General features: G+C 38.5%; 14 protein-coding genes. 7 read left to right on the top strand and 7 right to left on the bottom strand.

Features of this window, described 5'->3' with window-relative positions; all coding sequences use genetic code 11:
• Positions 1-523: 523 nt before the first annotated feature.
• The 3 genes from gltB (at position 524) to I6F48_RS03920 (ending at position 8,350) form a co-directional block, all read left to right on the top strand.
• Positions 524-4,981 (top strand): glutamate synthase large subunit, encoded by a 4,458-nt coding sequence (gltB, locus tag I6F48_RS03930; RefSeq protein WP_007584569.1) that lies wholly within the window; start codon positions 524-526, stop codon positions 4,979-4,981.
• A gap of 9 nt (positions 4,982-4,990) precedes the next feature.
• Positions 4,991-6,406, top strand: coding sequence for an FAD-dependent oxidoreductase (locus I6F48_RS03925; RefSeq protein WP_007584567.1), 1,416 nt, complete (start codon positions 4,991-4,993; stop codon positions 6,404-6,406).
• Positions 6,407-7,327: 921 nt separating this feature from the next.
• A complete protein-coding gene (locus I6F48_RS03920) occupies positions 7,328-8,350 on the top strand; it encodes a GGDEF domain-containing protein (RefSeq protein ID WP_331458730.1) in 1,023 nt (340 codons plus the stop codon).
• 371 nt (positions 8,351-8,721) lie between these two features.
• On the opposite strand, the gene recN is transcribed toward I6F48_RS03920, so the two are convergent.
• From recN to nadK, 3 genes are all read right to left on the bottom strand, one after another.
• Positions 8,722-10,395: a DNA repair protein RecN gene (gene recN / locus I6F48_RS03915; RefSeq protein ID WP_007584560.1), complete on the bottom strand. Its 1,674-nt coding sequence runs from the start codon at positions 10,393-10,395 to the stop codon at positions 8,722-8,724.
• 75 nt (positions 10,396-10,470) lie between these two features.
• Positions 10,471-11,028, bottom strand: coding sequence for a hypothetical protein (locus I6F48_RS03910; RefSeq protein WP_007584558.1), 558 nt, complete (start codon positions 11,026-11,028; stop codon positions 10,471-10,473).
• A gap of 343 nt (positions 11,029-11,371) precedes the next feature.
• Positions 11,372-12,256 (bottom strand): NAD(+) kinase, encoded by an 885-nt coding sequence (nadK, locus tag I6F48_RS03905; RefSeq protein WP_004335384.1) that lies wholly within the window; start codon positions 12,254-12,256, stop codon positions 11,372-11,374.
• Between the two features lie 154 nt (positions 12,257-12,410).
• Between nadK and I6F48_RS03900 the strand changes: the two genes are divergently transcribed.
• Both I6F48_RS03900 and grpE read left to right on the top strand, forming a co-directional pair.
• Positions 12,411-13,376 carry an HrcA family transcriptional regulator gene (locus I6F48_RS03900; protein ID WP_165728238.1) on the top strand — a complete coding sequence of 322 codons (966 nt, stop codon included), beginning with the start codon at positions 12,411-12,413 and terminating at the stop codon, positions 13,374-13,376.
• A 58-nt stretch (positions 13,377-13,434) separates the two neighbouring features.
• Positions 13,435-14,046, top strand: coding sequence for a nucleotide exchange factor GrpE (gene grpE / locus I6F48_RS03895; RefSeq protein ID WP_197118867.1), 612 nt, complete (start codon positions 13,435-13,437; stop codon positions 14,044-14,046).
• A gap of 34 nt (positions 14,047-14,080) precedes the next feature.
• Here the strand turns inward: grpE and I6F48_RS03890 are convergent, their stop codons facing one another.
• Positions 14,081-15,283, bottom strand: a complete 1,203-nt coding sequence (locus I6F48_RS03890) for a Bcr/CflA family efflux MFS transporter (protein ID WP_010553412.1) — start codon at positions 15,281-15,283, stop codon at positions 14,081-14,083.
• 197 nt (positions 15,284-15,480) lie between these two features.
• On the opposite strand from I6F48_RS03890, the gene I6F48_RS03885 reads away from it, so the two are divergent.
• Positions 15,481-16,278, top strand: coding sequence for a M48 family metallopeptidase (locus I6F48_RS03885; RefSeq protein WP_197118866.1), 798 nt, complete (start codon positions 15,481-15,483; stop codon positions 16,276-16,278).
• Between the two features lie 234 nt (positions 16,279-16,512).
• Here the strand turns inward: I6F48_RS03885 and I6F48_RS03880 are convergent, their stop codons facing one another.
• The 3 genes from I6F48_RS03880 to I6F48_RS03870 form a co-directional block, all read right to left on the bottom strand.
• Positions 16,513-17,529, bottom strand: coding sequence for an alpha/beta fold hydrolase (locus I6F48_RS03880; protein ID WP_197118865.1), 1,017 nt, complete (start codon positions 17,527-17,529; stop codon positions 16,513-16,515).
• Positions 17,530-17,703: 174 nt separating this feature from the next.
• Positions 17,704-18,492 carry a nucleoside-binding protein gene (locus tag I6F48_RS03875; protein WP_197118864.1) on the bottom strand — a complete coding sequence of 263 codons (789 nt, stop codon included), beginning with the start codon at positions 18,490-18,492 and terminating at the stop codon, positions 17,704-17,706.
• Between the two features lie 133 nt (positions 18,493-18,625).
• Entirely contained in the window at positions 18,626-19,939 is a 1,314-nt protein-coding gene (locus I6F48_RS03870; RefSeq protein ID WP_197118901.1) for a Na+/H+ antiporter NhaC family protein, read from the bottom strand.
• Positions 19,940-20,302: 363 nt separating this feature from the next.
• Between I6F48_RS03870 and dapB the strand changes: the two genes are divergently transcribed.
• Positions 20,303-21,106 (top strand): 4-hydroxy-tetrahydrodipicolinate reductase, encoded by an 804-nt coding sequence (dapB, locus tag I6F48_RS03865; RefSeq protein WP_165741050.1) that lies wholly within the window; start codon positions 20,303-20,305, stop codon positions 21,104-21,106.
• The last annotated feature ends 252 nt before the right edge of the window (positions 21,107-21,358 follow it).

The following is a 21,358-nucleotide window of genomic DNA, read 5'->3' as shown; positions in this document are numbered from 1 at the left end:
TAAGTGATTTTATTTTTTTGTTATTGAAATTCATGTCCGCGGACAGTTTATGTGTCCGCATCGGACATAGTTTTAAATAAAAATTCACTATTAACGTACAAAAAATGACATGAACTTTCATAACTATACTAATGAGCAGCAATAATCGGGGATGTTAAGCCATTAAAGTAATGAAATAGCATAAAACTATCTAAATGTTAACTGAATAGCCCCTCTAGTGCTGAATACTTATTCACTTTCGGTTACCTTTACGTTTACGTAAGCTGGCGCGCTGAAGGCTCGTGTTTTTTACAATATGTTAAACTTGACACCAGTGTCATGAAAAAATAGTGGTTAAAATAACGCTAAATGTTAAAAATAATGATAAAAAGAAATCTTGCTATGAAGTGAGAAATATTCAAGAATGTGAATATGTATTCAAAGTGCTATTGACTCTATTTAAGATAGAGGCTAGTTTTGTCCGTCTGTTAGCAAATCGTCGAGCAGTTCATCCACGCTAACAGTGCAGCAAGGGGAGGGGTCTATGTTATACGACTCAAAGTTAGAAAAAGAAAATTGTGGCTTTGGCTTAATAGCTCAAGTTAATGGTCAAGCTAGTCATAGGCTTATTCGTACTGCTATTACGGGGCTTGATCGCATGCAGCACCGTGGTGGTATATCTGCCGATGGTAAAACAGGTGATGGCTGTGGTTTATTATTACAAAAACCAGATAGCTTTTTCCGTGCTATTGCTAGTGAACATAACTGGCACTTAGGCAAAAACTACGCAGTGGGTATGATATTTTTAAATTCAGACCCTGTTTTAGCGCAAGCTGCAAAACAAATACTTAGCGAAGAATTAGAAAAAGAAACGTTAAATATTTTAGGTTGGCGCGTTGTGCCAACTGACCCATCTATGTTGGGTCCTATTGCTGTACAGCAATTACCAGGTTTTGAACAAATTTTTGTTAGCGCGCCAGAAGGTTGGCGTTCTAAAGACTTAGAGCGTCGCTTATATGTAGCACGCCGCCGCGCTGAAAAGCGCATTGTTGATGACGAAGCTTTCTATATCGCAAGTCTATCTGGTTTGGTAACTATCTATAAAGGCTTAATGATGCCTGCAGATTTACCAAATTTTTACCTAGATTTAGCTGATATTCGTATGACGAGTGCGATTTGTGTTTTCCATCAGCGCTTTTCTACTAATACTCAGCCGCGTTGGCCTTTAGCTCAACCTTTCCGCTATTTAGCACACAATGGTGAAATTAATACTATTGAAGGTAACCGCCAGTGGGCACGCGCACGTTCATACAAGTTTGCGTCACCGCTTATTCCTGATTTACAAAGCGCAGCGCCGTTTGTAAACGAAACCGGTTCTGATTCATCAAGCCTAGATAATATGCTTGAGCTATTTTTAGCTGGTGGCATGGATTTATTCCGCGCTATGCGTATGCTCGTGCCACCTGCATGGCAGAAAAACCGTGCAATGGACGACGATTTACGTGCATTTTACGACTTTAACTCTATGCATATGGAACCATGGGATGGCCCGGCAGGTATTGTTATGTCGGATGGTCGTTTTGCGGCTTGTAACCTTGACCGTAATGGACTTCGCCCAGCGCGTTATGTAATTACACAAGATGGCTTTATTACGCTTGCATCAGAAGTGGGTATTTGGGATTACACTGCCGATGAAGTAGTTGAAAAAGGCCGTGTTGGTCCAGGTGAATTATTAGTTATTGATACTAAGCTTGGCAAAATTTGGCACTCAGATGAAATCGATCAAGATTTAAAGTCTCGCCATCCTTACAAGTCATGGCTTGAGGAGAACGTTAAGCGTTTAGTCCCATTTGAAGAGCTGACGGAACAAGACGCGGGTAATCGCTCATTTGATGACGAAACGCTAGCTAAATATCAAAAAATGTTTGGTTATACCAACGAAGAGCTTGATAGTGTTATTCGTGTAATGGGTGAAAACGGCCAAGAAGCAACCGGCTCAATGGGTGATGACACGCCATTTGCAGTGCTTAGTGAAGGGCATCGTTCGCTTTATGATTACTTCCGCCAAAAATTTGCGCAAGTAACAAACCCACCTATCGATCCACTGCGTGAAAATCATGTAATGTCGCTTGCGACATGTATTGGTAGTGAGCAAAACGTATTTAACGAAACAACAGGCCACGCTAAGCGCCTACAGTTTGATACGCCAATTTTAATGTACGCAGACATGCAGCAGCTATTAAATGCTGATGAAGCGCATTACAGCTACTGTAAAATTGATATTACCTACACAGTTGAAGAAGGTTTAGAAAATGCGGTAACGCGTATTTGTGACCAAGCACAAGAAAAAGCAGCCGCTGGTTGTATCATGCTTATTTTAACTGACCGTAACTTTGATGAAGCAAATTTGCCGATTCCAGCAGCTATGGCTGTAGGTGCGGTACAAAAACGATTAGTTGATAACAATCTTCGCTGTGAATCAAACATTATCATTGAAACCGGTAGCGTGCGTGATGCGCATCAGTTTGCTGTGTTATTAGGCTTTGGTGCTACGGCAATTTATCCATACCTTGCGTATGAATCGTTAGTTGCGATGAGCGACAGCAAAATTATTAATAAGTCGTATTGCGAAGTAACTCTTGCTTACCGTAAAGCCATTAACAAGGGCTTATACAAAATCATGTCTAAAATGGGCATAAGTACGGTTGCGTCATATCGCTGCTCAATGTTGTTTGAAGCGGTTGGTTTATCTGACGCTATTGTACAAATGTGCTTTAAAGGTGTGGCAAGTCGCATACAGGGCGCATGCTTTACCGACTTTGATGACGATCAGCAAAGCTTACACAAACTCGCTCTAAGTAAGCGTAAATTATTAAGCCACGGCGGCTTGTTTAAGTACGTACATGGCGGCGAGTATCATGCTTATAATCCTGATGTAATCCAAACCCTGCAAAAAGCAGTTCGTTCTGGTGAATATAGTGATTACAGTGAATATGCAAAACTTGTTAATACGCGCCCTATTGCCACTTTACGTGACATGCTTGCGCTTAAAATTCCAGAGCAAGGCATTAGCATCGATGATGTAGAGCCTGCAGAAAACCTATACAAGCGTTTCGATTCAGCAGCAATGAGTATTGGTGCATTATCGCCAGAAGCGCATGAGGCTCTAGCAATTGCAATGAACCGCTTAGGTGGTTGTTCAAACTCTGGTGAAGGCGGTGAAGATAAGCTGCGTTATGGTACCGAGAAAAACTCGCGTATTAAGCAAGTCGCTTCAGGTCGATTTGGCGTAACCCCGCATTACTTACGCAGTGCTGACGTTATTCAAATTAAAGTAGCGCAAGGTGCAAAACCAGGTGAAGGCGGTCAATTACCGGGTGAAAAAGTAACCCCGTATATTGCTAAGCTTCGTTATTCTGTTCCAGGTGTTACATTAATTTCGCCACCACCACATCACGATATTTACTCAATTGAAGATTTAGCACAGCTAATTTTCGATTTGAAACAAGTAAACCCTAAAGCACTTATTTCTGTAAAACTGGTTTCAGAACCAGGCGTAGGAACCATTGCAACGGGTGTTGCTAAAGCGTATGCCGATTTAATTACTATTTCTGGCTACGACGGCGGTACAGGCGCAAGCCCACTTACTTCAGTTAAATATGCAGGTAGCCCATGGGAGCTAGGACTTGCAGAAACGCAGCAAGCTCTTGTTGAAAATGGACTGCGTCATCGTATTCGCTTGCAAACAGATGGTGGCTTAAAAACGGGTTTAGATATTATTAAAGCAGCCATTTTAGGTGCAGAAAGTTTTGGCTTTGGTACCGGCCCAATGGTTGCGCTTGGTTGTAAATACTTACGAATTTGCCATTTAAACAACTGTGCGACCGGTGTTGCAACACAAGACGAAACACTTCGTCAAAAGCATTACCACGGCTTACCAGAAATGGCGATGAACTACTTTAAGTTTATAGCGCAAGAAGCACGTGAAATCATGGCTAGCTTGGGTGTTGTAAACTTAACTGATTTAATCGGTCGTTTAGATTTGCTTGAAGCAATTGAAGGCAAAACAGCAAAACAGAAGAAAATTGATTTATCTTCAGTAATTGCTCAGCCTAATAACCCAACTGGCGAAACACTTTATTGTAGTGCGCCTAATAGCTCACATTATTTAGGCAAGCTTAATGAGAGCCTACTTGCTAAGGCGCAAGAAGCAATTGATGCTTCAAGCGGTATTTCACTAGTAAGTCGTATTTGTAATACCGACAGATCGGTAGGTGCAATGCTTTCTGGCTATATTGCTGATAAATATGGTAACCAAGGAATGGCGGCAGATCCTGTAGCAATTGAGCTACACGGTACTGCGGGTCAATCATTTGGCGTGTGGAATGCCGGCGGCCTTGAAATGACACTGGTTGGCGATGCAAACGATTACGTAGGTAAAGGCATGGCGGGTGGCAAGTTAGTTATTCGTCCACCACTTGGCTCGTCGTTCGAAAGTCACAAAGCCACAATTGCAGGCAACACATGTTTATACGGTGCAACAGGCGGCAAACTGTTTGCTGCAGGTTGTGCAGGCGAGCGCTTTGCAGTTCGTAACTCAGGTGTGCAAGCGGTTGTTGAAGGTGTAGGTGACAACTGTTGTGAATACATGACGGGCGGCGTTGTATGTGTACTGGGCAATGTAGGCGTTAACTTTGGCGCGGGTATGACAGGTGGTTTTGCTTATATTTTAGATGAGCGAAATGATTTTGAAAAACGCATTAATCCAGAGCTTGTCGAAATAGTAACACTAGACGAATTAACGTCGCATCAAGAACATTTACGCGGCTTAATTGCTGAGCATTTAGAGCTTACGGGTTCGTGCAGAGCAGAAAGTATTTTGGCTAACTTTGAATTGTACTTACCGATGTTCAAATTAGTAAAACCAATATCAAGTGACGTAAAAAGTTTACTCGGGCATCGCGCTCGCAGTAGTGCCGAACTACGTGTTCAGGCGCAATAAGGGGGCAGTATGAGCGAAAATGTATATCAATTTATAGACGTGCAGCGTGTAGACCCACGCAAAAAACCAATCTCGTCACGTAAAAAATCTTTCGTAGAAATTTACGAACCCTTTTCAGAGAATCAGGTTAACTCACAAGCTGACCGTTGTTTAGATTGTGGTAACCCATACTGTGAGTGGAAATGTCCAGTACATAACTACATTCCACAATGGCTAAAGTTAATACGCACAGGCCGTATTATAGAGGCGGCAGAGCTTTCTCATCGTACAAATAGCTTACCAGAGGTTTGTGGGCGTGTTTGCCCACAAGACCGCTTGTGTGAAGGCTCGTGTACGCTCGATGAAGAGTTTGGTGCGGTTACAATTGGTAATATTGAAAAATACATTACTGATGAGGCATTTAAAATGGGCTGGAAGCCTGATATGTCTTATGTAACATGGACTGACAAAAAAGTAGCCATTATTGGTGCGGGCCCTGCAGGTTTAGGGTGTGCTGATATTTTAGTGCGTAACGGTGTTAAACCAGTGGTGTTTGATCGTCACCCAGAAATAGGTGGACTACTCACATTTGGTATTCCTTCTTTTAAACTTGAAAAATCAGTAATGCAAAAGCGCCGTGAAATTTTCACTGAAATGGGCGTAGAATTTAAGTTAAATGTTGAAGTAGGTGTTGATATTACACTTGACCAAATTTTAGCTGATTACGACGCTGTGTTTTTAGGGGTTGGTACGTATCAGAGTATGCGTGCAGGTCTTGAAAATGAAGATGCAGCGGGTGTTCACGATGCATTGCCGTTTTTGATTGGTAACACGAACCGTGTAATGGGCTACGACGAGACAAAACAACCGTGTATTGATATGGCTAATCAAAAAGTAGTTGTACTTGGCGGTGGTGATACAGCGATGGACTGTGTGCGTACGTCTATTCGACAAAATGCTGCAAAAGTAACGTGTGCTTATCGTCGTGATAAAGAAAATATGCCAGGCTCTAAACGTGAAGTTAAAAACGCGAAAGAAGAAGGCGTTATATTTACGTATAACGTTCAGCCTAAAGGCATTGTACTGAACGATAAAGGTAAAGTGACCGGCGTTAAAATGGTTAAAACTAAATTAGGTGAACCTGACGCAAAAGGCAGAAGCCGTGCTGAAGAAGTACCTGGTTCAGAACATGTTATTGAAGCTGATCAAGTTATTATGGCGTTTGGTTTCCAGCCTCACAAAATGGATTGGTTAGAAAAATACGATGTAGAAATAAACAACTGGGGCGGTATTAACGCACCAGAACAAGGTGAGTTTACACATCAAACTACTAACCCTAAAATATTTGCTGGTGGCGACATTGTACGTGGTTCAGATTTAGTGGTAACTGCTATTTTTGAAGGACGTAACGCTGCAGAAGGTATTATGGATTACTTAAAAGTTTAATTTTTCGTGTTAAAATAACGATATTTAAAGCAAGCCAAGTGGCTTGCTTTTTTATTTGTTTTATCCAAATGTAATGTCAACATAATTAGTGACAAATGGGGCTATATTTATACCACCTTTTGTATGGCTTTCTTGAACAACACCTTTTGTTAGTAACTTCATGTAGAAACCTTATATAGTAACTTTCAAAGAAACTGCTTTGCCATTATGGGTTGTTCTTTATAAGCCAAATGCGATTTCTTTAGGTATCTACTAAGCGGCTTTCAGGACTCGTTTCATATATATAAACGTTATCGACACTTCTTTCTTCTATGTCGTTTATATACTCTAATACCAATTCGCTTAATTAAGTGATCTATTTTGAGATAACAAAATTATGTCGATAATGAGGCTAAAGTTTCGCTACTTAGGTGTTCTCGGCAATTACCTCTACATTGCTTTGTATTCATGCAGTCGTATCTCGAAAGTTTTAACGCAGTTAGCGCCAAGCTCAATCCTTGAAATTGATTGAGTATTATCGCGGATTTGTATAGTGTGTGTATTTTTTGTAGCGGCACTTTTATTGATTAATGTGTTGTTGACTCGGTCCAGGCACAATTCATAGAATAGTTACTACCATCTTTAACTGTGCAGGTTTATATTATTTTTTGACTACCAGTCAGTTCGATTATTGCAGGAATAAAAGGGCGTACTTATATAATTTAGCAAATGGTATTAGTGCCAAGCAATTTAATATCGTAAAAATGTACTTACCTGAGATAAATGCAAGAGGCTAAAAATATGTGCACAATTGTCAGTGCTAATTACTAACCTTAATAGTTGATTTAAATATAAAGTAGGTTCATTATTGCACGCTGTTTACGGTTTGCTTACTTTATATCTATAAGTTTGCTTTTATACATTAATAAATAAATAGAAATTATGTACGAATATTCAAACAATTTAGAAAGGAAGCTCATTGTTCGGTTCTTTTCCTCAATAGGCTTTATAGCAACGTTTTCGATGGCTAGCTTAGCATTTATTAACAGCAGCTATTTATTAGCATTTACTTTGGTTGTTTCTTCGTTTGTTTACTTATCTGCGTTTAATATAGGTAGAGGTGTAGAGAAGTCTGCAACTGTAATTTTATATAACCTGTATGCACTTATGTTTTATCTGGTACTTACAGGAGGAGCACAAGGTACAGGGCCTATATGGATATTTATAGTTTCTCCTGTTACTTATTCAATTCGAGGGCTTAAACGAGGGACGTTTGATATTGTTTTATTTTTATCGGCAATTGTTCTCGGTTTCTATTGCGCTGATACATTTAATATATATGACTACAATCCTGAGCAGTTTCCAGTCAGAATCATACTCGCTTTTATAATTGTTGCATCGCTGAGTGGTTATTACGAATTTTCAAGAGAAAAATACAGCAGTAAATTAATTGCTTTAAGCCAAAAAAATGAATTTTTAGCAACTATAGATCCACTCACTAATCTGCCAAACCGTCGTTTCACTATGAATAAGCTTATAGCTTTTAAAAATGAGCTTAAAAATAATAATATTCCGTTTGTAATATTATTAGCTGATGTAGATAATTTTAAAAAAATTAATGATCAATTCGGCCATGATTTTGGCGATGAAGCTCTTATCCATTTAGCCAAAATATTTGAAAATAATATTCCGCAAAATGCGATTGCTTCACGTTGGGGCGGTGAGGAGTTTTTAATTGTGATTCCAAATGTAACCGTTGATGATGGCGAGCTCGTTGCAGAAAAAATCCATAATGCCCTTAAAGCTTCAGCTGTAAGCTTATTTTCAGATAGTGTAAATATAACGCTAAGCATTGGCATCACAGCTGCAAACGCTGAACGCTCAATTGACCTAGATATTAAGCATGCTGATGAACTACTTTATAAAGCAAAAGAGCAAGGTAAAAACAGAACGTGCTCTTTTTAAATGTTTATTTACTTTAATCCATTGAAAACGAATCAAGGGATGGCCTTATTTTAGCCTTTCTACGTTTTAAGCTCATGTAGCATATTACAATACACGCAATCTGCATTGTAATTAAAACCCAATAACTAACACCTAAATCACTTAGTCCATTTATTTTTTCGCTAGTAAAGTAATAGGCCACAACGATTAGTTGAAAAACTAAAAAGCTATTTAAAAACTTAAATAAACGTTGTTTAAAACAAGTATGTTTATATTTACTAAATATAATTAAACAGGTGCTTAGTACTAATAACAACCAACTTAAAATTATACAAAAATCAACTAAAGTACTGTGCATTATTTAATCCTTGAAGACGTTATTTACTAACACATTAGGCGTGAGCCATTATTAGTTCTTTAGCATTTGCTTTAGCTGTTTTGCTTATGTTATCGCCGCCAAGTAAACGGGCTATTTCATTAATACGGCCATCTTTATTTAAAGGCAGCATATGAGTAAACGTTTCGCCTTGTGCTATTTCTTTAGCTACAAAAAATTGCTGATGTGCACTACTGGCAACTTGTGGTAAATGAGTAACACAAATTACTTGAGTTGATTTACCTAATTGGCGTAATAACTTACCTACAGCAGATGCCGTTGGGCCAGAAATACCTACATCAACTTCATCAAAAATAAGCGTTGGGGTTGTTACTTTTTGGGCAATAATTACCTGTATAGCAAGACTTATACGAGAAAGCTCACCACCTGATGCTACTTTAGCTAATGGTTGAAGTGGTTGTCCCGGATTAGTTGATACTAAAAACGAGACATTATCAAAGCCTAGGCTGTTTGGTGTACGATTACTCTCTTGAGTTAAGGCTATTTCAAAAACACCGTTTTCCATTGATAAGTTAGCCATGCTTTCACTTATTAGTGTGTTAAGTGTATTAGCATACTCGCAGCGGCTTTTACTTAATTCATCAGCAGTTTGCTTGTAACTAAGTAACGCGCTTTCTATTTCTGACTCAAGCTGCTCCAGACGATTACTATTATTACTTATTGACTCAAGTTCTTGAGCAATCGATTGATGAAACTCAACTAACTGCTGTGGTTTTATATGATGCTTACGCGCTAAATCCATCGCTCCACTTAGCCTATTTTCTACTTCAACTAAGCGTGCCGGGTCTAAATCTGCTTGCTCAGTGTAATTGCGCACTTCGCGGCTTGCTTCTTCAACTTGTACAGCGGCTTCGCTAAGCATAGCAGCTACGCTTGCTAAACTTTCGTCATATTGAGCCAGTTCGGTAAATTGTTGAGCGCTGTGCTGTAGTAATGAGCAAGCGTTTTGCTCATCACTTTCATATAAGTGTTGTAACTCACGTTGGCACGATTCTAATATTGTTTGGCTATTGCTTAGTTTGTAATGCTCAGCCTCAATTAAATCAAACTCATTTTCTTGTAATGCAAATTCATCAAGCTCAGCAACTTGATACTCTAACAATTGTTTTTGCGCTGCTTGTTGCTGCTGTTGTTGTTCTAAGTGTTTAAATTCTTTTTGTAAGTTAGCAAACTGTTTATAGTTTTTATTTACTGAGTTTACTAAGTGGTGATGCCCTGCATAGGCATCTAAAAGCTGTAACTGATGCTCAGCTTTTAATAAATATTGGTGGGCATGTTGTCCATGAATAGATATTAAATATTGACCAAGTTCTTTTAATTGTGATGCGGTAACTGCACTACCATTAATATAGCTTTTACTACGGCCATTTTTACAAACAACACGACGTAATAAGCACTCGTTGTCAGAAGTGCTTAGCATATGTTGCTCTAAAAATGCTTGAGCAAGCGGTAGATCTGTTAAGTCAAATTGTGCACATACTTCTGCTTTATCAGAGCTTGGGCGAACTGCTGATGCTTCAGCGCGCTCACCTAAGCATAGCGATAAGGCATCAATAGCAATAGATTTACCAGCACCTGTCTCACCTGTGATCGCAGTCATACCGCTGCGCCATTCTGTGCTTAAATTACTTACGATTGCAAAATTTTTAACTTCTAAACCAATTAACATACTGTTTATCCATCCAGTCAATTAACTGTTAATTTATACAGTGTTTTGGTTTTTTGCAAATTAATTTTTTATTATTTAAGCAACACTTACATCTTGAGTAAACTGTGTATCGGAAGTTTGGGAAGATGCATCAATTTGATCATCAACAATATCAGTAGGTTGTATACTCTCTTCGGTTTTAAGCAGAGCAATGAGGGGAGGTAATGTATTAATATAAAAACTCTTATTGTATAAAATGCCTTGCTGGGGCAACTCAGATACAAAGTACTGTATATTATCAATCAATGGTTGAATTATATTTGTTTGATTGATTTTAATTAACTCGTTGGACAACGTATTAATTAGTAGGTCGGCGGTATCTTCAAGCTGTTGCAAGTTCTCGTCTGTATGTGATTGAACAACAAAAAAATTATTTACAATAGCTTGAATGCGAGGAACGTATTTTGGGCGAATTATTTTAGCATCAAGTAGATCATTAAGCTTTGCTTTAAGGCGCGTATTTACATGCGAAACACGTTCATTAAATAGCTTTTTTCTAGCTTCTATCGCTTTTTTACGGTTACTCTCAATTTTGAGGTAACTGTATAAAAGTGTAATTAATAGCAGTAAAGCAAAGAATACTACATAAGTCATTGCTACTCGTTCCTAAATTAGTTGATTATTATTTTAAGTCGCCATTTTGCTTTATAGTACCAAATTTGGCAATAAGAATAGGGCGTGTTGACCTTTCAGGATTAAGATTTGTTCAATCTAGGGGCGATTTAATCGCGGCGAGAGGTTTGAAACCTAGTGGGCTAAGTAAAAACCGAACAACAAAGAGTCAATCGCCCCTAGAAAGAACCCTTAGGGCAGCGCATGTTTGGCCTTTATGCTGTGTTATCGCCTATTTATGGGGAATAACCACACTACATAGGCTCTGCCTTGCCTAAATACCAAATATACAGCTGCAAATTTAACCTCGAAAGATAAACAGGTCCTAGTACAAACGACTACCCCAATTCAGTTTTGTACGTAAAACGTTGTAGTAAGAGTAATTTTTTGGATGAATTAAGCGCAATTGTTTATCGGCTTTTTTAATTACTACCTCATCGCCGGGTAATACGGCTAGCACTACGTGGCTGTCGCAGCTTACCTGTAGGCTATCTGTATTTTCTAGGCTTAGCTTTAAACGAACTTCATTATCGGCATCTACCACTAAAGGTCTGCTAGATAAGGTATGAGGAAACATAGGTACTAACGATATAGCATTTAGTTCTGGCGTTAATATTGGACCGCCACCTGAAAGTGAATACGCCGTAGAGCCTGTCGGGGTTGATACTATTAAACCATCGGAGCGCTGAGAAAACACAAAGTCATTATTTATAAAAGCTTCAAATTCAATCATGTGCGCTACTTTATCGGCATGAAGTACCGCTTCGTTAACGGCTGAGTTTGCACTTTTTAATTCGTTGTGGCGATATACTTCTACTTCTAATAAAAAACGTTTTTCTTCAAGATACTCACCACTGAGTACTTGCTCTAAGCTCGCTTCAAACCCTTCGGGGTTTAAATCAGTTAAAAAGCCAAGGTTGCCTCTATTTACACCAATTACAGCAATGTTAAAGCGCGCAAGTACGCGAGCTGCGCCAAGCATGTTACCGTCACCGCCTACAACAATGGCTAAATCGGCTTGTTCACCTAAGTCGACTAACTTAACAAGTTTGTCATGCGGAATATCGTCTAACTGACTCCCTGTGCGTTTTTCTACTATTACCTCAAAGCCAAGCGCAAGTAAAAAGGTATGTAAACGCTGCAGAGTAGCCGCTGCTCCCGGATGATTAGGTTTGCCAATTAGGCCTATGGTGTTAAAAGGAGAGTCCATAATGTACGCACAAAGAGATTTAATAATTGTAGAGTAACTCAAAACAGAAGTGTTTGAAAATACAGATTATAGCAATATTATAAACCATCAGTTTTATTCACTGTGAGTTAGCCGCACGACTTGAAAAAGAACTAAACGCCCCGATATCTCTTTCATGCAACAAGATGTAGATACCATGAAACTAAACCCACGAGATCAGCAAATTTTTTCAGCTGTTATGAACATGTACTGTAATGGTGAAGGCTTGCCTGTTCCATCAACAAAAATTGCCAAGCTCAAAGGCATGGCTGTGTGTTCGGCTACGGTTCGTAATGCTATGGCTCGCTTAGAAAAAGTGGGCTTATTGTATTCACCTCATACATCCGCAGGGCGAGTGCCGACAAATGAAGGGTTTGATTATTGGTTTGACGAATTTTTTGTGCTTGCTGATATTGCTAATTATTGGCAACCACAGCAGTCACAACTCGTTGAGCTAGCGCATGGTTTGAGCCAAAAATACCAAGTATGTTGTTGTGTTGGTTTACCTCAAGCCAGTTCACAGCAAGTGTTTAGAGTAGAAGTGCTTGATTTTGATTCTACCGACTGGCTTATTTTATTAATAGATAGGGCAGGGCAGAGTCACAATATTTGTATTGATAAACCTCATGATTCGTCAGACTCTGTTCGTTATCAATTTGCCACTTGGTTGAACACTGTATTTAGCCAACAAACCTTAATGGAAGGTTTGTACCGTATGCAAGCTATGGCAAATACAGCGCCTCGAAATTGTCATGATTCGCTTAATCAATGGACGCGACAACTAAGCCAAAAATTAGGCTCAGATAATAGTATTGTTGTTGGTGAAAATTACCTCTACAAACAAATAGACTGCGAACAAAGTTTAAATATTGGTGTTTCGTTTTTAAATTATGTAGAAGATAAGCTTGCTTTTAAAAATGGTGTATCGGTACTTAATAGCGAAAAATTACCTTTTACTGAGTGCGATGAATTAATTGTAATAAGCGTGCCGTACTTTAAAAATCAAGAATATCAAAGCCGTTTTTGTATAATTTGTCCTAAATCAGCGCAGATTGAAGAAATAATTCAAGAATTTAAATTAATTGAGGTATCTAACTCTTGAATCTTTTTATTCAATCCCCATAATTACCGCAGTTGTAAAGAATTGGAGCACGTATTTTATGTCTGAGCAGACACAAAACCCTGAGCAAGAAGTAGAATTAAACGAAGAAATTTCTAAAATGCAGGCTGATGTAGAAGCAGCAGTAGAAGCCGCTGATCAGCATGCAGAACAAGAACAAAGCCCTGAAGCAGAAATTGCGATGTTATATGCAGAGCTTGAAGCTGCAAAGCAAACAATTGCTGATCAAAAAGACGGTGTTGTTCGTGCCGCAGCAGATGTAGATAATATTCGTCGTCGTGCAGCACAAGATGTAGAAAAAGCGCATAAATTTGCACTAGAAAAATTTGCTAACGAATTACTACCTGTAATTGATAACCTTGAACGTGCTATTGAATTTTCTGATAAAGAAAATGAGACACTAAAGCCGTTGCTTGAAGGTATCGATATGACGGTTAAGAGCTTTAATGACGCTGTTTCTAAATTTGGTGTTGAAATTGTAAACCCACAAGGTGAGCAGTTTAATCCAGATTTTCATCAAGCAATGTCAATTCAACCAAGTAACGATGTAACACCTAATACAGTACTTGCTGTTATGCAAAAAGGTTACACATTGAATGGTCGTTTATTACGCCCTGCAATGGTTATGGTTTCTAAAGCTGTAGACGCTTAATTAATTTAAGGTTATTAGCTTTGATAAAAATGCCTCATATTGAGGCATTTTTTTTGTCTTTTTTATAGTGAATTAGCTGTACGAGCATAGTGAGTAACACAGCACTAAACATTAAACTTGAAAATGGTACTGCGCTTTTTGCATGCATAATGGCGAGTAACGGGCCAACTAATGCACCACTACCAAAACGAAGTGTGCCAATTACGGCCGTTGCTGTACCTGTGTTTCTTTCAAACTTCATTAATATTAGCGAATCAGCATTACTTGCAGTGACACCTAAACTCATCATTAATGGCGCAATAGCAGCCACAATATAATAAAGTGATAAGTGCAATAAGCTAAATGTTAACAGCGCAAGCCCCGATACAAACCCACATACAAGCCCAATATAGAGCATTTTTCGAGAGCCCAGCCTTGGTACAATTCGCGTATTTAAAAAGTTACCAAACATAAGCGCCATTACATTAAACGCAAATAACACACCAAATAACTGTTCTGACACTTCATATAAATCTAAATAAATAAATGGTACTGAGGTCAAAAAGCAAAAAAATCCAAACGATACAAACATAGAACTGAGTATATCCGCACGTGCGTCTTTATTACTCAGTACTGTTTTATAGCTGTCAAAAAATAGAGCGAGGCCTTTTTTCTCATTTTTATGAATAGGTATATCTATTAAATACACTTGTACAAACGCTAATATTAAAAAGCTATATCCAGCAAGAACCAAAAATATGGTTGACCAAACAGAAAATCCTAAAATAAACGAACCAACAGAGGGGGCTACTAACGGTGCTACCATCATGATCATCGACACATACGACATTCCCTTAGCTGTATTTTGCTGATAAATATGGCGAATAATACCCGGTACGACTACGGTTGCTGCCGCTCCGGTAAATGCTTGCACTGCTCTAAGAGTCCAAAACGCATGGATTTCGGTTGTAAATGCGAGTGCAAGTGAGCTTGCGCCAAATAGGGTTAAGCCAATACGTGCGAGCTTACGGCGGCCAATTTGATCGGCAATAGGGCCAAAAAATAACATCCCCAATGAATAACCCGCTAAGTAAATACTCAACGATATTTGTACATTTGGCATATTAGTTTGTAAATCGCTTGCAATTACCAGCATGGCGGGCAAATACATATCAATAGCCAAAGGAGTAATCGCCACGATACTGGCTAATAAAGGCAATAAAATACGGGTATTAAAAGACGAGGCTGAGGCGTCCATGTGTAAACTCAACAATCACTAAAAACAAGGGCTATAGTGTAACAGGGCATTGTATTTGGATAAACTTAGTTTGCCTGCTAAGTTTATCGTCTCATCGTATCTTTTTAATATAAAGGTATATAAAGCAAATATTTTAAATTGGTACTGTGTTTGCTATTCTACAAGCAATAAAAAATTCATTACTTAAGAGAATTATCATGAAAAAACTAGTACTTGCAGTATTAGCGACAGCCGTTTTAGTCGGTTGCAAAACGTCACCAACAGGACGCACTCAAATAGCGCTTTACTCAGATCAACAAATGAGTGAAATGGGCACTGCTAGTTTTGCAGATATGAAAAAAAGCCAACCAATTAATAAAGATGCAAAAACAAATGCATATGTAAATTGCATTGCTGAAAAAGTAGTGGCTGTATTACCAAAAGAATACGCGTCGCAAAATTGGGAAGTAGTTGTATTTGAAGATGAATCTGCTAATGCATTTGCACTACCTGGTGGTTACATTGGGGTGCATACGGGCTTATTAAAAATAGCCACCAATCAAGACCAACTAGCAACAGTGCTAGGGCACGAAGTAGGGCACGTAATTGCTGAGCATTCTAATGAACGTGTTTCACAAAGCTCTATTTTAGATACCGGTATGCAACTTGGTAGTGCAGCACTTGAAATGGGTAACATTCAATACCGTAATGAAATTATGCAGGGTCTAGGCTTAGGCGCACAGTATGGTGTTGTTTTGCCATTTAGCCGTTCGCACGAGTCAGAAGCTGATGAAATTGGCTTATATTTAATGGCTGAAGCAGGCTTTAATCCACAAGAATCAGTAACCCTTTGGCAAAATATGAGTGCAGCAGGTAGTGGTACAACACCTGAGTTTTTATCAACTCACCCAGCGCCAAGCAGTCGTATTAAAGACTTACAAGCACAAATGAGTAAAGCACTTAGTGAGCAAAGTACAGCTAAAGCACAGGGTAAAAACCCACAATGTAAGTTGTAATACCAACCTGCATAAATCTTTGATCAATTTAACGAATTAAATTGCACTATAATGTCGTTAAAAATTTTTTATTTAGAACAACTAGATACAAAAATTTTTGCCTAGTTCTAGCGTAATTTTCTTAACGTTAAATAGACCCCATATATAAGCAGATTGGTATAATTTAGTTTAATTACTAAATAAAAACCCCTGTGAGTAATTACTTACAGGGGTTTTTGTATTCAGTACTCACCTTTATTTAGTTGTAAGCGCTTTTTGTAATACATTTTTAAAGCGTTCAAAATCTTCAATGTGCGGCAGGTGCCCTAAGTTATCTAGTTCGAATAATTGTGCGTCAGGAATAAGTGATGCAGCATGTTTACCTAACTTATCGTATCGACCAAGCTCGTAATCAACATCCTCTTTTTTCCAGTTACGGCCTGGACCGGTTCTATCGCGTGTACCAATAATTAATTTAACCGGCACAGTTAAATCTTTAAATTCGGTTATTACAGGTTGAGTGAAAATCATATCGTATGTTTTTGCATTCACCCATGCCATTTGTTCTTTATCTGGGCCTTGTATTTGCCCTGTTATAAAGTCAGTTAAGGCTGAATATGTTGTATTCCACTTACCATCGTAGTAATTTTTTTGCTGATATTTTTTTACACCTTCCGGTGTTTTTGAAAGCTCGTTTTTATAGAAAAAATTAGTATCTTTATAATCAACATACTGCAAGTAGTTTTCAAGCCCAATAGGGTTTAATAAAATTAGCTTTTTAGTGGCGTTTGGGTACATTAATACAAAACGACTCGCTAGCATCCCGCCCATAGAGTGCCCAAGTACAATCGACTCTTTAATATTAAGTGAATCTATTAACGCGTGAGTATGATGAGCAAGCGTCGCAAACGAATACTGGTAATTAGTTGGCTTAGACGACTTGCCAAAACCAATTTGATCAGGGATTAATACCCCATAACCTAAAGATTGCAGGTATTGCGCAGTTGTAGTCCAGTAGTCGGCGTTAAAATTTTTGCCATGCATAAGTGTAACTGTAGGCATATCGGCTTTAGTTGGCTTTAAGTAAATATAAGCCATTTTTAATGATTGTTTTTGCGACTCAAGTGCAAAGTAATTTACCTTAAAATCGTATTCGTAATTGCTTAATAGTGCATCATAAGAAAGGGCGGATGTATCTTGAGAAGGGCCAGCTAAGGCATTGTTTGTTAGTACTAATAAAGTAGAGAAACAAATAACTTTAATCGACGACATTCAGTAACTCCTATTAAAGGCGAGCGCTTGGCTTAAAAGTTGGCTTAAAAAGAAGTACAACAATAACTAAGTATTTAAACCTGTTCAATTGAATGTTTTAGGTTAACCAAAAAAGCGGAGCTAAAAGTATAGCTCCGCTTAAAATTCATATTATTTAAAATGGATACGAGGTGTTTAAAAAGTCCACTCAACATGTATTTGCGGAACCGATTCAGTGACTTCAGTACCTAGTTTATTGTGCCAGTACTGAAGCTCCATACCCAATAGGAGTGTGTTTTCTTTCATTTGAAGAGAGTGGCCCATATCCCACACTAAAATAGGCTGTGCGAGTATCCAAGCTTCTACATCGTTGCCAAACTCATCTTCACGCTCAGCAATGTACTCAGCGTGGCCTTTAAAGCTAAACTTTTGCGAGCCAATGGTAAAAGGGTATTCAAACGCTACATCAAGCATCCAGCTATTTGTTTCAATAGGTGCGCCGCCTTTAGCCACACCTTCACTGTCATCAATGTAGGCAGTTACTAAAGTTTGAAAAAAGTTAAACCCAGGTACATCCCAGCTTAATTTTACACCTGGTAGATACTTCATTACTTTTGCATCACCAGCAACGTTAATACCGCCCGTTAAGCCAACATCTAATAATGCGCCAGAGCCAATTTGCTTACCAGTAATGGCAGACAAGCTAACGGTTGAGTACCACTCCCCATAAAAGTCACTATCTTGGTAGCCATCAGTTGTATCGTCTTTACTGTAATCAATAAAAAAGAAGTTATCGCCGTAGTCATGACCAGAGGCATGTTGGATTGAATACACAGTAGTATCAGACTCTTGCTTAGAAAATGGATTTTTTTGGCTACCATTATTTATATGTACTGCTGTACTGCTCCAATTGGCAGCAAAAGCAGATGATGATAAAGCAAGAGAAGTAAGGGTAATAAAAGGGAGTAATTTTTTAAATTTCATAACTGTTTAATAACTATAATTTTAGTGACACGCGGAAGCGAAGATTATAGCAGAAGAGATTGATTAGTTGATCGCTAATTTAACACATGTTGCAGCCTACTTAATAAGCTGCAACATGCACTAAATCAATTTATTATGCTTTATTACGACGTAAACAAATAATAGCAATTGCAGTAAAGGCTAAAATAAAGCAGTAATAAGAAGACGTTGATACTTCCCACGGACTAATTTTAAAGGTTGCACCTAACAATAGTGCTTGAGCGCCATAAGGCAGTGAGCCTTGCGTTACACAAGCAAAAATATCAAGTAAACTTGCAGAGCGTTTTCCGGTTATTTCACCGTCGTCGGCAAGCTTTTTAGCAATAGGGCCAGCAACAATAATAGATACGGTGTTATTAGCAATACACATATTACTTGTCATAACGAGTGCGGCAATACCTAATTGGTCGGCCACTTTACGATGCCATTTTGCAATGATTTTAGTAATTGCTTGAATTTTTTGAGCAATGTAATCAAGGCCACCATTAATACGAATGAATTCAGATAAGCCACCAATAAACATTGATAGTAAAAATATTTCCTGCATATCGGTAAAGCCTTTGTAAATATCTTTTACAAAGCTTGCGCCTTCATAGCTTCCTGTAAAGCCCATTAATGCAGCAAAAATAATACCGCTAAACAACACCACAAATACGTTTAGGCCAGCAACTGCTAACACTAAAATAAAGGCATACGGAAGTACTAACCAAATATCGTAATCCTTGGTTTCAACAACTTGCGCTGCGGGTGTTAAATAAAACAACAAGCCAATAGTTAGTATTGCAGCAGGGACTGCAATTTTAAGATTTTCTTTAAACTTATCTTTCATTTCACAGCCCTGTGTACGTGTGGCTGCAATAGTCGTGTCTGAAATAATTGATAAGTTATCGCCAAACATAGCGCCTGATACAATCGTACCTGCCATTAATGCTGGATCTATACCTGTTTTAATAGACACCGCATAAGCAATAGGGCCAATAGCACCAATTGTTCCCATGGAGGTGCCCATAGCTGTAGATACTACAGCAGCAATTAAAAATAATCCTGGGAGCAACAAAGCGGGAGGAATAAGTGATAAACCTGCATTTACTACCGCATCAACACCACCGGTTGCACTAGCCACGGCTGAAAACGCACCTGCAAGTAGGTAGATTAAACACATGGTTATAATATTATTGTGCCCAGCACCTTTAATAAAAGTATCAACGCATTCGTTTACCGTGCCCTTGTTTAAAATAAACGCAAGCATAATGGCGGGTAGTATAGCTACGGGAGCAGGAAGTTGATAAAAAGCGTAATCAACCCCTTGCGATTGCAAGTACAAACCAGAGCCTAAAAATAGTGCTACAAAGGTCAGTAGGGGAAGTAAAGAAAGTATAGCTTTGTTTTTATTAAATGATGGCTGCATCATATTCCTCGTAAACAGTTTAGTAATACAACAGCCAAAAACTCCTCTTTTAGCTGAATTTAGCGAGTCACTCTTATTTTATTAATTAAGAAGACCGCAGCGCCCGCAAGCCAAAGACCAAATCGACGCGAAAGAGAAGTTTAAATGTATAGATGGCTAAAGTAAACTGGTATTGTTATTATTATTAAATTAAAAGGTCACCTGACTATTGCATGACTTTTAGATAATATCTACAAAGTAACGCTATTTTCAGCGATTAATATTTGTCCAACTGCATAAAAATGCCCAAGCGCGTATTTGCAATGCTTCGGATATATACTCAGATTAGTAAAAAATGGATTTAAATTAAATTAGGTAAAAACAATGACTACAAATCGAATAGGCGTTTTTGGTGCTAATGGCAGAATGGGCTTAGCTCTATTAGAAGCAGCGACAATTAAAGAGCAAACACAACTTACAGGTGCATACGTTCGTGGTAGTTCATCGTTATTAGGCATTAATGTAAATCAAGTAAATAGCGCAGCCGACAACAGTGTTAGCTTTAGCGAAGAAACCACAATAGATAATGTAGATGTTTTAATCGACTTTACGCTTCCTGCAGGTATGAAAAATCATTTAAAAACCGCTGTAGCACAAAAAATTCCTATGGTTATTGGTACAACGGGTTTAACAACCGAGGATATGGTGCTACTACACGATGCAGCCAAACATATTCCAATTGTATTTGCCCGAAACTACAGTGTTGGCGTAAATGTACTATTAAACCTAGTACAAACAGCGGCAACTAAGTTTGGTGACGACTTAGATATCGAAATATTTGAAGCGCATCATCGTCATAAAATAGATGCACCATCAGGCACAGCACTCGCCATTGGTGAATCAATTGCACAAGCTAAAGGCTGGGATCACGACGAAGTTGCTGTATACAACCGCAGCCAAGTGGAAACAGCTAAATCGCAAAATGAGATTGGTTATTCGGTACTAAGAGGGGGCGATATAGTAGGTGAACACACTGCATACTTCGCTACAATGGGCGAAAGGCTTGAATTAACCCACAAAGCAAGTTCAAGAATGACGTTCGCTCTAGGTGCTGTAAGGGCTGCAAGCTGGTTGAGAAACAAACCTGCAGGACTTTATGATATGCAAGATGTGCTAGATCTTAAGTAGTTTAGTTACTTTTTTAACTGTTTGGGTCTAATTTCACCTACAGTGACTTGTTTGTAACAATTTACTAAAAAGTGTTAGACCTAAATAGCAACTTCATGTAATATGCAGCCAATTTGCCAAAAATTACTAAATGCGTGTTTCCAATTATACCCAAATGGCTAGTAAATCCTGGGTTTCAGTGGGAATAAAAATAGTTTTAGGCAAGAAAAAATGATTGAAGGTTTAGCGTTTTATATCGGCATCATTTAAGAC

Origin of the sequence: Pseudoalteromonas sp. SWYJ118 (assembly GCF_015864505.1) — a bacterium.
Lineage (GTDB): Bacteria > Pseudomonadota > Gammaproteobacteria > Enterobacterales > Alteromonadaceae > Pseudoalteromonas > Pseudoalteromonas arctica.
This window is presented reverse-complemented; position numbering and strand designations above follow the sequence as displayed.

Bases quoted from the DNA above. Each gene is read 5' to 3' on its own strand.
- I6F48_RS03920 (WP_331458730.1), top strand. From the start codon at position 7,328: ATGTACGAATATTCAAACAATTTAGAAAGGAAGCTCATTGTTCGGTTC.
- I6F48_RS03880 (WP_197118865.1), bottom strand. From the start codon at position 17,529: ATGTCGTCGATTAAAGTTATTTGTTTCTCTACTTTATTAGTACTAACA.
- recN (WP_007584560.1), bottom strand. From the start codon at position 10,395: ATGTTAATTGGTTTAGAAGTTAAAAATTTTGCAATCGTAAGTAATTTA.
- grpE (WP_197118867.1), top strand. From the start codon at position 13,435: ATGTCTGAGCAGACACAAAACCCTGAGCAAGAAGTAGAATTAAACGAA.
- I6F48_RS03885 (WP_197118866.1), top strand. From the start codon at position 15,481: ATGAAAAAACTAGTACTTGCAGTATTAGCGACAGCCGTTTTAGTCGGT.
- I6F48_RS03890 (WP_010553412.1), bottom strand. From the start codon at position 15,283: ATGGACGCCTCAGCCTCGTCTTTTAATACCCGTATTTTATTGCCTTTA.
- dapB (WP_165741050.1), top strand. From the start codon at position 20,303: ATGACTACAAATCGAATAGGCGTTTTTGGTGCTAATGGCAGAATGGGC.
- I6F48_RS03925 (WP_007584567.1), top strand. From the start codon at position 4,991: ATGAGCGAAAATGTATATCAATTTATAGACGTGCAGCGTGTAGACCCA.
- gltB (WP_007584569.1), top strand. From the start codon at position 524: ATGTTATACGACTCAAAGTTAGAAAAAGAAAATTGTGGCTTTGGCTTA.
- I6F48_RS03875 (WP_197118864.1), bottom strand. From the start codon at position 18,492: ATGAAATTTAAAAAATTACTCCCTTTTATTACCCTTACTTCTCTTGCT.
- nadK (WP_004335384.1), bottom strand. From the start codon at position 12,256: ATGGACTCTCCTTTTAACACCATAGGCCTAATTGGCAAACCTAATCAT.
- I6F48_RS03900 (WP_165728238.1), top strand. From the start codon at position 12,411: ATGCAACAAGATGTAGATACCATGAAACTAAACCCACGAGATCAGCAA.
- I6F48_RS03870 (WP_197118901.1), bottom strand. From the start codon at position 19,939: ATGCAGCCATCATTTAATAAAAACAAAGCTATACTTTCTTTACTTCCC.
- I6F48_RS03910 (WP_007584558.1), bottom strand. From the start codon at position 11,028: ATGACTTATGTAGTATTCTTTGCTTTACTGCTATTAATTACACTTTTA.